Origin of the sequence: Paraburkholderia bannensis NBRC 103871 (assembly GCF_000685015.1) — a bacterium.
GTDB classification, from domain to species: Bacteria; Pseudomonadota; Gammaproteobacteria; order Burkholderiales; family Burkholderiaceae; genus Paraburkholderia; species Paraburkholderia bannensis.
In genome coordinates this window covers 11,237-25,615 of record NZ_BAYA01000028.1, presented here as the reverse complement: position 1 = coordinate 25,615, position 14,379 = coordinate 11,237, and the positions used below count along the sequence as shown (strand labels likewise).

The 14,379-nt window shown below is 57.3% G+C and carries 11 protein-coding genes; 3 read left to right on the top strand and 8 right to left on the bottom strand.

All coding sequences use genetic code 11. The annotated features are described in order from the left end of the window. Positions 1-53: 53 nt before the first annotated feature. The 4 genes from BBA01S_RS47135 to BBA01S_RS30465 are packed head-to-tail and all read right to left on the bottom strand — an operon-like array spanning position 54 to position 5,260. Complete coding sequence (locus tag BBA01S_RS47135; RefSeq protein WP_156966137.1) at positions 54-1,175, bottom strand: hypothetical protein; 1,122 nt, start codon at positions 1,173-1,175, stop codon at positions 54-56. After that, positions 1,165-2,013 carry a hypothetical protein gene (locus BBA01S_RS30475; protein ID WP_027819752.1) on the bottom strand — a complete coding sequence of 283 codons (849 nt, stop codon included), beginning with the start codon at positions 2,011-2,013 and terminating at the stop codon, positions 1,165-1,167. The genes BBA01S_RS47135 and BBA01S_RS30475 overlap by 11 nt, the downstream gene beginning before the upstream one ends. Positions 2,014-2,020: 7 nt before the next feature. Continuing rightward, positions 2,021-3,556 (bottom strand): hypothetical protein, encoded by a 1,536-nt coding sequence (locus tag BBA01S_RS43455; protein ID WP_052391964.1) that lies wholly within the window; start codon positions 3,554-3,556, stop codon positions 2,021-2,023. Positions 3,557-3,577: 21 nt separating this feature from the next. Further along, entirely contained in the window at positions 3,578-5,260 is a 1,683-nt protein-coding gene (locus tag BBA01S_RS30465; protein ID WP_167336058.1) for an OmpA family protein, read from the bottom strand. A 406-nt stretch (positions 5,261-5,666) separates the two neighbouring features. Here BBA01S_RS30465 and BBA01S_RS43450 point away from each other — a divergent pair, with 406 nt between their 5' ends. Both BBA01S_RS43450 and BBA01S_RS30455 read left to right on the top strand, forming a co-directional pair. Next, positions 5,667-5,972: a DUF6881 domain-containing protein gene (locus BBA01S_RS43450; RefSeq protein WP_042298163.1), complete on the top strand. Its 306-nt coding sequence runs from the start codon at positions 5,667-5,669 to the stop codon at positions 5,970-5,972. Positions 5,973-6,242: 270 nt separating this feature from the next. Beyond that, positions 6,243-7,766 (top strand): metallophosphoesterase family protein, encoded by a 1,524-nt coding sequence (locus tag BBA01S_RS30455; protein ID WP_027819750.1) that lies wholly within the window; start codon positions 6,243-6,245, stop codon positions 7,764-7,766. A 184-nt stretch (positions 7,767-7,950) separates the two neighbouring features. Here the strand turns inward: BBA01S_RS30455 and BBA01S_RS47130 are convergent, their stop codons facing one another. Continuing rightward, on the bottom strand, positions 7,951-8,433 hold the full coding sequence (locus BBA01S_RS47130) for a WapI family immunity protein (RefSeq protein ID WP_156966136.1): 483 nt from the start codon (positions 8,431-8,433) through the stop codon (positions 7,951-7,953). Between the two features lie 361 nt (positions 8,434-8,794). On the opposite strand from BBA01S_RS47130, the gene BBA01S_RS30445 reads away from it, so the two are divergent. Further along, positions 8,795-9,226: a hypothetical protein gene (locus BBA01S_RS30445; protein ID WP_042298162.1), complete on the top strand. Its 432-nt coding sequence runs from the start codon at positions 8,795-8,797 to the stop codon at positions 9,224-9,226. Positions 9,227-9,793: 567 nt separating this feature from the next. Here the strand turns inward: BBA01S_RS30445 and BBA01S_RS30440 are convergent. Genes BBA01S_RS30440 through BBA01S_RS30430 form a run of 3 tightly spaced genes read right to left on the bottom strand, consistent with a single transcriptional unit; the run spans position 9,794 to position 14,379 of the window. After that, complete coding sequence (locus BBA01S_RS30440) at positions 9,794-10,741, bottom strand: DUF6708 domain-containing protein (protein ID WP_027819747.1); 948 nt, start codon at positions 10,739-10,741, stop codon at positions 9,794-9,796. A gap of 3 nt (positions 10,742-10,744) precedes the next feature. Next, entirely contained in the window at positions 10,745-13,513 is a 2,769-nt protein-coding gene (locus BBA01S_RS30435) for a T6SS effector BTH_I2691 family protein (protein WP_027819746.1), read from the bottom strand. After that, complete coding sequence (locus BBA01S_RS30430) at positions 13,510-14,379, bottom strand: DUF4123 domain-containing protein (protein ID WP_027819745.1); 870 nt, start codon at positions 14,377-14,379, stop codon at positions 13,510-13,512. The genes BBA01S_RS30435 and BBA01S_RS30430 overlap by 4 nt, the downstream gene beginning before the upstream one ends.

Sequence of the window (14,379 nt, the reverse complement as noted above, 5' to 3'; positions counted from 1 at the left end):
ACTCAAGGGTAGAGCCAGAACGATCGCTCAAAAGGTTTCTTATCAAAGACAATCTAAAGATTTTTGTAGAATCGAATCAATTGTTCGAAATACTGCTTTGAAGCAGGTGCACCTTGTCCATCTGGAAACTGATCACGAATCATTTGTGCTTCAGTCCTATGTCCAACTATCCTTTTGTCCCATTGATGGTACTTCCAAAGTGCCTCAAAAGCACCAATATGACTGCATCGCAAATGTTCATCTATTGCTACAGCACATTTTTCAACAGTTCCCAACCATGTCTGTAAACGTGCTTCAGATAATCGTTGGAAGCTCTTTGGCGCGAAAGTAAGTGGATCATCGTAGTCGGGTATGAGACGGCCAAACGCGTGACCCACACCATTTCTCAATTTCTGCATGTCCCTCAACGCCGTGACTGATTCCAAAAGAACAGTAGGCGCGCTTCCAAAAAAACCTTCATAGCTCTCAACCCTACTAGTCCAATCGCCCTTTGTGATACTTATTACATGCTCCTTCACTTTCTCGAGATGAACTTTTGCGTGTTTGGTTGACAACGATTTTAGTAGTGAAATCCCGTCTACCGCCTTCGGACTCCGCAAAATCACACCTGGATTTGAGAGCAACGCAAGCTGACAAACAGTTTTCATATATGTTTCAAAATATGATGACGCCGACATCAACGCTGCAAGTCGCGTCCAATTTTGAAAATCAGATGTGAATTTTTCCCACTGTTCTCGAGTAAAATCCATACGCTTCTTCTGTTGCGCTGGTATCGGGAGAATTGTTGATATTTTTTTATCACTGGAAATTTGACTATGCTTAACAACTCTCGAAGAAGAAAAAGCAGAAATCGCGCCCGCCCAGTAAATGTCATTTAACTCAGTATGGTGACGTTTAAATACTGCGAACGGCCAAGTGCGAGGCCACGGACTTACCCACCGATCAAATTGAGGCATTCTATTAAGCACCGTAATTTTATTGATTTCTCGCCCCCAACCGAAGGCGAAATCAGTTTTAATTCGCGCACGTATGTATCGACGTGCGCCATCAAGTTCCCATCGACAACGAAAACTATGAGAATTTTTTATTTCCTTGTCGCATTGGCGCTTCACATTCGAGTGACCAAACCGTGATGTCCCGCTAAATGTCGATGCCGAAATAAGATCAAAAAGCAACGGGATTCAGCAGCGCAGGCGCACCGAACTCCTGCAACTTCCCGTTGGACTGCTCGAAGTACAACGTCCAGAATTGCTTCAACGCGCTCATCGTCTGCGGATCACGGTAGACGTTCTTCACCTTCGCGTCGCCCGAGAGCAGGCCTGCGCCGATTACGTAGATCCGTGCGCCACCGAAATCGCCAATCATGCCCGCCGCACGCGCTTTCTTCATCTCGACCTGCGGGTCGATGTGCCGAACCGCGTTGTGTGCATAAAAACTCGAGATTGAGCTGTTTTCCAGCATGTCGGACGCGAGTAAGACCACACGATCCGACGCCGGCGAGGCGCGCACCTTGTCACCAATGTCCTTCAGTGCAGCGAGGATGTCCGATCGCGCGAGTTCATTGGTTGCGCTCGATTCGACCTGCGATATCGCGGCCAGCAAGGACTTGCGTGCGAAAGCTGTTTGGCCCGTCATGCACGCATCGAACGTGCGCAGCGCACGCTCGCTGATATCGTCGCGAAGCTTTTCCGGAATCGGCGACTCCACGACGCCGCGCGTCACGACTTCAGTGTATCGGCCTTGTGAGAAAGCAGAAAAATCGAGAAGCGAATATGCACTCCCCGGTTTGATAGCCGACGACGCAGTCGCCGCGATCTGTGCCTGCAGGCGTTCATCGAACACGGTCGTCTGGTCGACAGCAATGAACATTTCCTGGCCAATCGCGCTGGTCACAGGTTTGATGTGGTTCGCCGCATAGCAGCTCGGAACATCATTGCTAATTCCCGCCAGCGCGCTGCTGGCGCACGTGCCGAGTGCCACTAAAGCGGCGAGGTATCGAATTCGTTGGATCATGAAACGGTTACGCCTTGAACAGGTCATCGAGCTGTGAGTCCAGTGCGTGCTTTGCTGCTTCAGCCCGCTCCTTGCGTCGCTTGATCTCCCCAATGACCTGTTGGCGCAACGGCTCATCGAGGCGAACGATCAGTTCCTTCTTGCGCGACACGTCGGACGTGGTTTCGATCTCAGCAATGATCGCTTCGAGACTCTGGCCAGTCGACACTGGCGGGACCGTCGATTGAGCAACCGGTCGTGCCGCGGGAATTTCCGAAGCCCGCTGCGTTTCAACCTCGGCGACACGCGTGGCCATCACGGGCGCGCGCTCAGGCGCAGCCTCAGGTGCTACATGAGATCCATTTGACTCCAGATCGGCAAATGCACGTTGCTCGATCACGTAGTCCCGAAACGATTTCGAGAACGTCTTGCCCGAAATATCTGCATTCTCCGCCAGCCGCTTCTGGAGATTTTCCAGCTGGGACTGGGCAATCGCGCGCAGCGGCGCAAAATAGTTGTTGTAGTCCTCGAACGTCGTGAAGCCTTTGGTGGTCCGCCACGCGGCAAGACTTTCACGTCCGCCAAAGCCCCAGGCAAATCCACCGAAAATGCCAACGATCTGGGTCACCACGAAAATCACCGCGAGGGTGATGAACGCGGCAGCACCTTCGCTGCGGGTCGAAGAAGACTCCTCTGCCCGGGCCCGGTCATCCGCGGCCTTCTGGCTTGCCACAAGTTCGGCGGGGACCGCATTGGTCGTCGCAAAGGGATTGCCAGCATCGGCGTTCTGGCTCACACCCATGGCTTCGCGCGTCTGCTCCGCGTTGAGGTTGCTCCAGCGCATCCATGTCGAGGTGACAGCAATCACCAGAATCACACAGACGGTCAGGGCAACCATAAAGTAGCTATGACTCGTCCCGACCCGGTTCACGATCTGCGTGTAATCCGGCTCAGCATCATCCACCGACTGGTCAGCGTCGAGCTTCACCTTGCGGCTGGAAAAGCGTTCCTGGGTTTTGTCCTGCTTCCATTGCTTGCGGCAGCGGGCAACCAGATTCGATCGATACAGTTGGTGACCCGCAAAGTGGGTGAGAAAGACCATGATGACGCACAGCACGAGCACAATCGCAATCATGAGCAACGTGTGCGTATTGGCACTGCCATCGCGCGCCATCCAGCTGCCCAGAAGGTACGAAAAACCGAGGCCTTCAGCAATAACGAGAACGGTCAGCAGAACCATCAACCAGAGCGGCGTCGGCGATCGCCCACTGTCGTCGGCCTTTGCAAGGTAGTCGTTGCGTTTGTTGAATTCCGCTCTGGAAAGATAGGAGATGAATTTGTTGTAGTCTCCACAGAGGGTACGCTCCGAATCGGTCCAACCACCCTGTCCGTGAATACCGTGACGGGCAAGACGCGCGGTCTTCCCCAATACCGGGAACGTGTACTTCCAGTGGTTCAACCAGAACTCGAGTGTCGACCTGAAAGAAAACGCGCCCACGGCAAGCAGCGCGGCAACGAGACACCAGACAATGGTGCTCATGTTTGCCTGAATAATGTCCATCATGATTGTTTTTCCCCTGATTTTTTATGAGCGTGCGATGGTGGGCACGTAGTCGACTGTGAAGAACTGATTGCTCTTGTGGCGCACGAGCTCACCTGCGGTCGCTTTCCCGTTCGAGAAAATGATGTCTGCGCAATCGAACACGCCCGCGTTGTTGACGAATACCCGATACAGGACACCGTCCTTGACCGCGTATGCATTCACGTCCGGAGACAGTCGTACCTGAGCAGGGCCAGACAGGCCACTGCCCTTCTCATAGTCCTTCCAGACCAGCAACGTCGGCCTGCTGCCTGCGGTCGAGCCATTGCGAAGCACCGACACATCCTGGAGCGCGAGGTACTGTCCGTTCACTGTCGCGCCCCAGCTGCTGCCGTAGAGATTCTGCAAATGGTCACGCACCGGCACGGCGCGGTCATCCGCAACAGACTTCATCGCGTGAGAAACGCGCGGCCGGTCGTTCGTGCAGCTTTTCGAGACGGGCGCCTCGTCAGCGACCGCACTGGAAAGAAACGCGAAAGTCGAGGACGGGGCCGCAATCGTCGCGAACTTCAGGCCGACCATTGCTGGGCTCGTCGCGCGCCAGCCGAAATCGATGCCGTCCGACGAAGCAATACGCTCTTCTGCGCCAGTGGTCGATGATGTCAGCTTGACCGTAGCCGCAGGCTGCGCTGCCGCATCGGATGCGATAGCCTGCGCTTTCATCGAAGTACTGCCCTTCGCCATTTTCGATGCTGAAGTGCTTCTGGCGACCTTCGCAACCGGTTTTGGGGACTGCAAGCGCAGGGCCCGCTCTTCCGATTGCGAAGCCGACGCACGGTAGTACCGATACTGAGGCACACGACTGCTTGCGTAGCTCTGGAGAATGTCAGGTTTCGCCCCCGTCAGATCGACGATCTCAACCCGCCTGTTTCTCGCGCGACCTTCATCCGTATGGTTGTCGGCGATCGGCAGTGTTTCGCCAGCCCCCTGATAGAACACGTTGTCAGGTGAGATGCCGTGGCTGGAAAAGAGCCGGGCAACCGCACGCGCACGTCGCTCCGAGAGATCTGCGTTGAGCTCCGAACTCCCCGTGTCATCCGTATGGCCGATCAGCAGAATCTTGGTCTGCGCGGCTGCAGCTTTCTCGTCCGCGCTGGACGCTTCAGCGACGCGCGTTGAAGTGCGGTATTGTTCGGCGATCTCACCGAAGTAGATCTTGGCTTCAGGCGTCAGTTCGGCCGAGCCGGTTTCGAACTGTGTGTGCTTCGCGGTATCTACGATCGTGAAAGAACTGCCGACCTGCTCGGCCTGACCCGTATCCGATGCCTTGACTTCGAGCGGCGCAGCCGAGTAAGTGAGATCGTGCCTGACCGCGATCTTTGACAAGGCACAGCGCCGGCTGTCCACAGCGTGGCCGATCAGGCCGCCCGCCAGGCCGCCAGCGGCTCCGGCGATGGCGGCGGCAGCAACCTTGTTCTTCTTCGCTATGACAGCGCCCAATATCGCGCCGATGCCTACGCCGACAGCCACGCCAATATTCCGGTTGCTGTTCGCACAAGGATCTGGGTTGTCGAACGTGCTCTCAAAGATATTGAGATCGCCCTGGCCTTTTGAATCGTTTGCGTTACCACCGAGTTGCTGAAAACCACCGGGATTCGCGCACCCCGAAACGGCAAAAGCAACGATTGTGGCAAGCCAGAGTGGCCGTGCCTTAACCTGCGTTCTCAATGGAATCCCCTCGTTGATTCAGTTTTTTATGTGCACTAGAGAGCGTTGGATTTTCCCGTCGCTGAACGCGACAGGATGACAAGCTCACACTAAGTAATTACGGCATGCGCTTAATTAACTTTAGGGCACTCGTATCTTGAGGACGCGATTCGCGTATTCGTTTCAGCAGCGACGTCGCAAAAAAACTGCCAACAATGCATTCAGCATCGACACATCCTCAGGGGCGGGTTGCATCAACACGCTGCCGAAGTGTCGCGAAGCCGATAAGCAGCGTTCTGGTGGGTCGATTTTCGTGCTCGACGTTTTTGATACAGCCTCGGCCAGGAGCCGCCCTTTGCCCCCCCGCACAAATCGTCGACAATGCCCGCGTCGAGACAAGCCGGGTCAGGCGGACGGGGAGCAAAAGATGAACGAGGCATGCCAGCCTATATTTATCGATGTTGCATGGACACACGACTTCGAGGCGGACCCAATTCGACTTGTCTCGCAGCTTGACAATCAGCGTTATGAAATTCGCAAACTGGAGTTTTTTCGCGACGGTCGCGTTGGATACGCCGATGGTCACAAGTCGACAATGGGAACCCAGCTCGGAAAGCTGCCTGTTCCGCCTTTGATCGAGATAAATTCTGATGCCCAGTTCGATGCTCGCATCATAGAGTCAACGCTGTTCAACCACCTGTGGTCAAAGCACGCGTCCGATCCTGAGGCATAAGACAAAGTTCGGCCAGTTGCGGTCACTCGCAAATGTCGCTTAATGGGAAATGGACATATATTGGAATCAGCAATCTGCGGATAAACATGGGTTGAAGTCGCACCGCCGGTGCCGTTCATGGTGGTTGAGGCGACGACCAATACTTGGGCCACTATTCTGACGTCAATCCGCCCTCCGTTGAGTCGGAGTATTGCCAACGTGATGGCGGCCCGAGGCCGAATGGGTCGTCCCGATTTGAATTGTCGAACAATCTGGTACAGAGGAGGAAGCATGGGCGCGCGATTCGACCTCAACCATATCAATCTCGTGGGGTATCTCACGGACGAAACCGGCGTTGCCGCTCCTCGTTCCGACCTAGATACGATCGCGACATTTTTAATGTCACTTGCCTATGGTCAGAATCTCATCAGTTCGACACAAGGATCACCAGACGACTGGACCCGGCAAGTCGAAGACGCGGCCCGTTACCAGTTCGATCGTCTCAACTTCCAGTTCGGCGAGCCCGCCAATGAGCGACCGGTGGATTCAAGGCAGTACCTGGATCCGCTCCGGACATATTTCACCGGTTACGACTTCTACGCGCTCGTCCTCCCGGCTGACGATCATGGCCGCGACGACTCCACACTGCGCTTCTTCAGGGAGGCTGGGTTTAGCTCAGGCGCGAACGGACTGGTTCTCCTTCCCTCGCAGCGATATGAGCCTGGACTCGCTCAGTTCGTTGACCCCTTTCCGGCGCTGAGGGTCTTCGCGGATCAACCCGTCGCGCCACCCGGTGTCCTTTTTTGGACACGGCTCGGCAGCGCCTGTGCCCTATCTCTGCAGGATGCATTCAACTTCCTACGTTATGACCTGCTGTTCGCGCTTTCGGGTGGGCTAAGGGCAACTGACGATGCGATAGCCTTCCAAGCGTCTCGGCAACGCTCCAAACGCATTCTTCATCTCAGCGATCTTCATATCGGCCTCGCGGAAGCGACTCAACGTCGGTCGTACCTTAAGCGACATGTGAAGAACTTGCTTCCTTCGATTGATCGAGTAGCGGTGACCGGGGATTTGTTCGACACGCCATCGGACGAACTGCGCGCGTCGTTCGACGAATTCCGCCGCGACGTCGAAGACGGTACCAGAAAGCGATTGCTGGTGGTTCCGGGCAACCACGACATGCGGACCAAGGGCAATGCGATCGGAGGATTTGGAAGAAATGCGGAATACGTCACCGACCTTGACTGGTCACCGCTCGACGTTGATCACGATATGCAAACTGTGTTCTTCTCTTTTAATTCGAGCGAGACTGGAAATTTTGCTCGTGGCGGCGTGAGCTTGCGCCAGCGTCTTTCGCGCGCCGAAAAGCACGACGAAGAGATCTATCGCAGAAAGCAGGTACGCGATTACTTCAATATCGCCCTGGTTCATCACCATCCGGTGGACTATGGCTCGCAGCCAACTGCGCTGTACGAGCGCATCCTCGCTCGGTTGGGCGGCGATAACCGGTTCATAGCCTTTGAGGAATCCGAAGACTTCGTAAATTGGTGTGTCGGCCGACAGGTCGGCTTGGTGCTCCATGGGCACAAGCACATTCCGCACGTGGCGACGGTTCGTCCGACCGAAGGGGGCGAGGTGACGGCCGTCGGGTGTGGATCCAGTGTCGGAGCCGCGGGTAAGCCGATGTGCTACGACGTGATCACGATCGAGCCCGCGACAAAATGCTGGAGCGTAAGTTTTTACCAAGACGTACGGGGTGACGGAAGCGGCTTCACTCTTCAGAACGTGGCACTTGACCTTCGTGCCTCGCATTGAAGTTTTTTGCCTGCTGCCTGAGGCCAATATTGACATCGTCTGCTGTCAGAAGCAGACGCTCACGCTAGATGATGAATGTCCGAGTTGGGTCGCACTCAGCCGGCCGCTGCACTTCGATGCGGCGTCGTTCATGCAAGACGCATCTGACAACAACCGGCCAAGAACGGCCATTCAACGGCTCGGGCTAGTTCGGGGAGCAGTCCGGCGCTGCCAAGCCAAAAAATGGCTTCAGCGAAGAAATCGCAATATCAAGCTGGGCGGATTCAAACTCGATGCCGAACGAGACAGAGTGCCAATGGTTCCCGTTTTCCGTGAATACGTGCTTACCAATTGCGCCAGAAACGCACAGATACCCTCTCGAATTGGCCGCAGAAACACTCAGCTCAATCTCCTTCGGCGACGTTGATTCGAGCTTCGCTACTGCCTTGGAAGTATTTTGAAGCTCTACAAGTGACTCGAAGAATTTCTGCATATCCTCTGCATAAACCCAAGCGCTACAGCTTCCGCGAAAGCCGCACGAAGACACAGAAATACGCAAGTGAGTACCACCATAGCTTTGCGCCTTCGGTTCCTCATGGTCCAACACTGATAATTCAAAGAGATCGTCTCGATGGCTGAATTGAAGCATGGCGATGCAGGCTAAGTCTTGATAGGTTGTCGGGGTCATTGAAAACCGCAAGTGAGAAATCTTCACCACACGCAGGATCAGTATCGTACAGGTCGCATTGCCAGCGCGACGGTCAGGGTTGCGATGGTTCGTGAATCATAGTCTTCTCGGCGTTGAATATCCGCTTCGGGTCGAATCGCGACGGTCGTCCACGACTGTTCGCGGACGTGACGATGCAATACGAATGAGCCCGTGTGCGGCCAATAATAGCCGGCAACAATCCGAAGCCAGATCGTCTAGTATCAGAGCGATCGGATCGGTTCACCTTGTGGTGGAGACGCCGAGAAATTAGAAGCATCCTTGCTGGAACGGACCGTATGCCGCAACACGTCGATCCACGCTCACTCCCTGGCGCGCAACTGTGGCGTATGTCGCCGCATTCATTGCTGGAAGCCTGACAATTGCAACCGTTACTTTTGTGACCTGGTTGATTGAGAATGGCTTCAACCCCTCACGCGATCGGCATCTCTTTGTAGCGACATTCATCTTCCCTTTCTTGGCCGCTGGCGTCGTCTCCCTCGCGGTGCTGGCACCGCTCTTATCGCCGATCTATGCTTTTTCTATCATTGCCATTCAGAAATGGCTTGATCCGGTGCTGGCTGGCCTTCATCGGTCTTGGCACTGTCTTCGCCATAATGGGGTGGATGGCGATTTCCACATACCACTGCGTCATTTCGACTTGTTCCCCCTATCACTGACGTCGATCAGCCACATTCCGCTTGCGCCCATGATCGAAATAGTTGCAATCGGCGCCGCAAGTGGCATGACATGCCGAAGCGTCCTGCTGCGTTGATATAGCAACCAACTTTTTCATTGTCGACCGTACTCAACTGTCCATGGGTATTGCAAGGCGGATCCTTGAAGGAGTGCTCTCGATTGTCGGCATGATGCAGGCACGCCAACGTCATGGACATATTCAGCGGCTGGCGTCACCGACCAGAGCGTATGTCCCCCAGCATAGGAGAAATCGGTTCTCAAAGTGGGGCTTGGGTTGGCGGCGGTAGCCAGTTGATCAGTGATGGCGGCCCGCAAGAAGCATGGCAACGGCCATCACCATGATGATCTGCACCAGTGTAGTCGTCTGGTGATACGCAGCAATCCCTACACGCAGAATTGGGAATCATCTGCAGTCGTTGGACGAAACACACGCACACACACCACCGCATCACGCATTAGATAGCGCGCCTGGCGCTCTACAAGTGTTGCAATCTGGCCGCTACCGCCGCCACAGAGCAGGTCTCCCTCCCGATGACCAATCCGCGGATTCGCCTGCACGCCAACGCTCCCACATCGGCGCTTTCTGGGTCGTGGAGCAGTAAATTCTCGGTCGCTGCTTCATTTCCAGCGCCTGCGCTGAATTTCACATCACCTTCCAGAGCTGGTCGGGATTCGAGCTGGCGTCGCGTGCGAATGGATCGGCCGCATCCACCACGCAAATGTCCTCGATGTGCTTCGGCCAGACCGGTATCTTGCAGCTACGCATGGCCAGCCACCGGGTGAAGGAAAATAGCAGCAACGCCGGCGACAAGATCAATTGCACAAGGGTTTGGCCCGGCAGATTCAAGGCCAGCCGCAACAAGCCGAAACGCCAGCTTTCTCGCCGCGTGGCAATGGGGAGATATGCAAGCGTATATGGCGCGATTTCGCCCGCTCCATCCTCCATATAGCGCCGCACATACTCCCAATACCGGAGGAGTTCCTCTTTCTCCGGCCAGGCCAGCGCAAAACAGAATGTCTCGACCACGGTCACGCCATCGTCGTCGAGCACATGTCCGCGCACATCCCACGTTTGAATGCCAAACGGTCGATTGCCGCGCCCCAGCGTGAAAAAAACCGTATCCCACGGCACGGAGAGCGCCGTGCCATCCAGCCGGAAGACATGCACCATGCGCAGGTCCCGTTGCAGGCGGATCGGATAATGAGTAAAGCGAAAGCACTCCCTGAAGGCGAGCCATACGAGCGCGGCGATCAACGCGATATCCAACAGCAGCGGCGCGCCGCCGAAGAGCAGATTGGCCGTGCGTTCTTCGGCGGCGCCCATCAATCCGTCGACGAAGAAAATATCGGCGCAAACCCAGCCTATTCCCAAGCCAATGATCAACAAGGCGCTGGTCACGAAGGTCAGCGCGCCTTTCCAGCCATAGTATTTGTCCGCGACCTCCAGGTAGCGGCTATTCACGCTGATCGTCGAGCTGAAATAATTCGGCGACACGTCCAGGCGTATTGAGGGATCGAGCCGGTTGCGGCGTTCTTCGTCCGTTAGCGGGCGATTGATCTTGTATTTGTTGATAAGACCGGTGTATTCCATCGTTCAGCCTTTGATTGCGACATCCAGTTGCTGCATTTCCATCTCCGACGTCTTGTACTTCAATTGCGCGTTTTTGGCTCTGCCCCAATAAGTCAATTCCAGCCAGTCCTGGACCTTGTTATTGACGAGCAATGCCATCACGAACGCCCAGGCGACCATGAAGCCCACCACGAGCAGCCCCCAACCGGTCCAGCCGATGAACAGCAGCACCGTCGCCGCCGCGCCCAACAGACCAGACACCGCATACGCAGCCGCCGCGCCATTGTGGCCCGCCTTGTGCTCCTCATAGGCCCGCCAGCCGTCCCACGCGGCCATCATGATGCCGGCCGCCACGCCGACGATGCGGCCCACCATGCTAAATATCTTCGCGCCGGCCTTCATGGCCGCCTGCCCCAGGCGCACACCCGTGATCGACAGACGCGTGAGGCCGCCTTCGATGGCGTCCGCGACGGCGCCGAAGATCGCCAGGCCCTGTGTATAGACGCGCCGCCGCATCTCGTTCTGGTGCACGGCCAGCGCACTTTCTTCGCCCTGCATGATGGAATGCATGGCCCAGCCGTTCGCAAGCAAGGCCAGCACGGCAAAGGTGAAAGGCAGGTTGACCTTGATGCGCTCGCTTCCCCTCACGACGGACTCGCGATAGTCCGCCAGATTGAGTTCGTCGACTTGTTCCGGTGTACGAATGGTTTTCGACAGCCATTTCGCCTGATCGTCGACGCCCAGATTTTTTGGCATCTTGCTGACTTCGTCCGGGTCGATCATCAATAGCCAGGTCTTCTTGTCGCGCCCCTCGGTGTCGACGCCGCAGATCTCCTGGCGCCGGAGTTCATCGGCGACGGCTTTTTCCATCTTGTTCTTCGGGATGGACTTCGCCTTGCCGCTCAGCTTGAGCATATTTTTGATCAGCGAAGCGCGAAACGCCTTTTTGCCGCCTTCGACCGTCACCAGCACAAAAGGCTTTCGCGCGGCCACGCCCAGCGCGACGAGTCCCGCGTAGATGCGCTTGTTTTCGCCGACCAGTTTCAAGGTCGCCGTAATGGCACCCGCCACGAGACTCGCCAGCCGACCGACTTCGTCCTTTTGCGCTTCGAGCAGCTGATCGAACGTAGTCTTGCCGATGCTCATCAACTTGTCCCACGGCAACTCCGCCCATGTCACGCTGCTTTGCGCGGCGCTCTGGATCGCCTTCGCCTGCGCATCCTGATGCAGACAAAGCGCACGCAGCAAGATATTGCGCTTGTCGGTCAGGTCGCCCTGCAGCCACTGGTTGTAGAGATCCGCGCTGCAGCGTTTGTCCTGCGTGCCGGCGATGCATTGGCCGAATACCGTCGTATAGACGATTCCGCTGGCCACCACGGCGGGGTCGAAATTGCAGTCGAAGTAGCGATAAAACCCCTCGCCTTTGAGCAGATCCCGGTGCGCAATCGCCAGAGGACCAATCACACTCTGGTCGAACGACTGCAACGCGGTATTGAAATCGTTCTGCCACGCCGTGCGTTGCGTTTCCCAATACAGGTGGTCGTATTTCTTCCATTCGTCGTCGCCGGCCTGGCGCAATTCGTCCGCCGTAATGGCCCGGTCGCTGGCCGCCAGCGCCGCGTTACCGGGAATCGGCACCCCGCCCAGCATGCCGCCGGGCATCATATAGCCGTTCTCGTCGCGCTGGGCGCGGCTTTCGCGCTCATCGATGAAGTCCTGCTCCGCCTGCATCCGGATCGCGTCGCGGATCTGCTCGATCACGCCCGACAGCGCCGTTTTGCGCGGCCGATCCTTGTCGTGGCGTTCGTCATTCATGAAAGCCTGCATGCGCGTGCGCATGAGCAAGGCGAGTTCCGCGGCCACGCCGGCGGGGTCGGGCACGCCAACCATCACGGCTTCATAGGGTTTCGCCACCTGCTTTCCCCATTCCATCAGGCCGCTTGCCTGATCGCCAAGGAAATTGAGCGGCTGCTGCGAATAACCCAATGCACGGTCCGATGCCACCGTCACCTCCGGCAGCCACGTAGCGGACAAACGAGCCTTGAGCTCGGCCAGTTGCGCGCGTGCCTGCGTCGCCTGGTTCTGCGCGGCTTTGGCCGCCGCCCCACTGGACGGATGCGCCATCTGCTTGAGTTGCTGCTCCAGTGCGGCGACCTGTTTGACGAGTTCGTCATGTGCCTGGGTCGCATGCGCGTCCGGCTTCAGGACTTTGGTGAACTCGGCCACGTTCCTCAGATGGCTCAAGGTATCCAGATGAGCGACTGCTTTATGCGCGCGCACGTCGGCCATGTCGATACAGCGCATGTGCCTTTTGCGGTATTCGGCCTGCGCGTGCGCGGCCAGGACGTTTTCCGTCCACATCACATCCGAAAACGCCAGCCAGATTTTGCCCGCCTGCGCCGGGTCCTTGACCGTAATGCAGCGCGCCAGATACGGATCGGCCTTGCGAACGCAGGCGTCGTTGAACGTCTTGACCGGAACCTGCGGCGGCGTTTTGGCGTGAATATCGAAGTGATAAAGCAGCCCTTGTTCGTTGACTACGTAGGCGGCCCATTCGCCTCTCACTTCATCGAAGACGTACAGATAGCCCGGGCGCAGAATCCGCAGCGTGTATTTGGCGCTTTCGCCGGGCAAGCTCACCGCGCCGGCGTCGAAGGGCGCAACGATGTCCGGCGCCTTGCCGCCCAGATCGGTACGCGCCACGGCGTAGCGCAGCGGCAGGATCGGCAGGCCACTCCTGTCGCAGAACGGGCAGCTTTGCACCGGTGGGGTGGCGGCAGCGGCAGCGGTCATGTGTACTCCTTCGTGTGTTCCAGTTCGCGGCCGATCCGTTGCAGGGCCGTTTCATCCAGATGGCGGCAAGCGCCGACATAGCTCAGTTCGCCCGCTTGCGCACGCGCGAGACACGCCTGCAGTTCGGGATGGGCGTGGATATCGGTATGAAAACGCGCGGCTTGTGCGGCATAGAGCTGGCGATCACTGGCGTCGGCCAGCCGGTGCTGCGTCCACGCCCGTTCGATGAGCCCGTCGATGCGACGGGCCAGCGGCGCGTCGATGCTCACTTGCGGCGCGGCGCGGCGCAGGTGCTTCAAGGTCTCGTTGATATCGCCGAGCCTGAGCAAGGTCTCCCATTGCGGCGGCAACAAGAGCAGCCGCATTGCGTCGTTCGCGCCAGGCGCGCGCTCGCGGCATTGCCAGGCGCCGTCGGCGCACGGCCAGGCCCAATGCTCGATGACGCCCAGCAAGCCCGCCCATTGCGACGCGTCGAGCAACCAGTCGAGGTGCCACAGAACGCGCGGGTCATGCAGCCGAACCACGTCGTACCTGCCGCGGGCGTGATGGTATTGCACCATCTGCCGCGCCAGGTGATCGCGCACCCTCGCGGGCTCGGCCTCGCTCCGAAGCAAGCTAGAGAAAAACGGCGTGCCGCATTCCGCTTCCCATCGGCCAGCGCGGGCGCGCACGAGGTCTCGCGCGTGAGCATCCATTGCCCGCAGTTCGATCAGGCGCGGAAACAGATCGGCGTGGGCTTTGAACCGCTGCGGCACGATGGGCTCGGTGCGCAGGTTCTGCCACTCGGACTCATCCACCTGAAGAGGATTGATCAGCGCATAGGCATACGAACGAAACTCGGTCGCGTCCAGCAAGGGCAGCCCCAT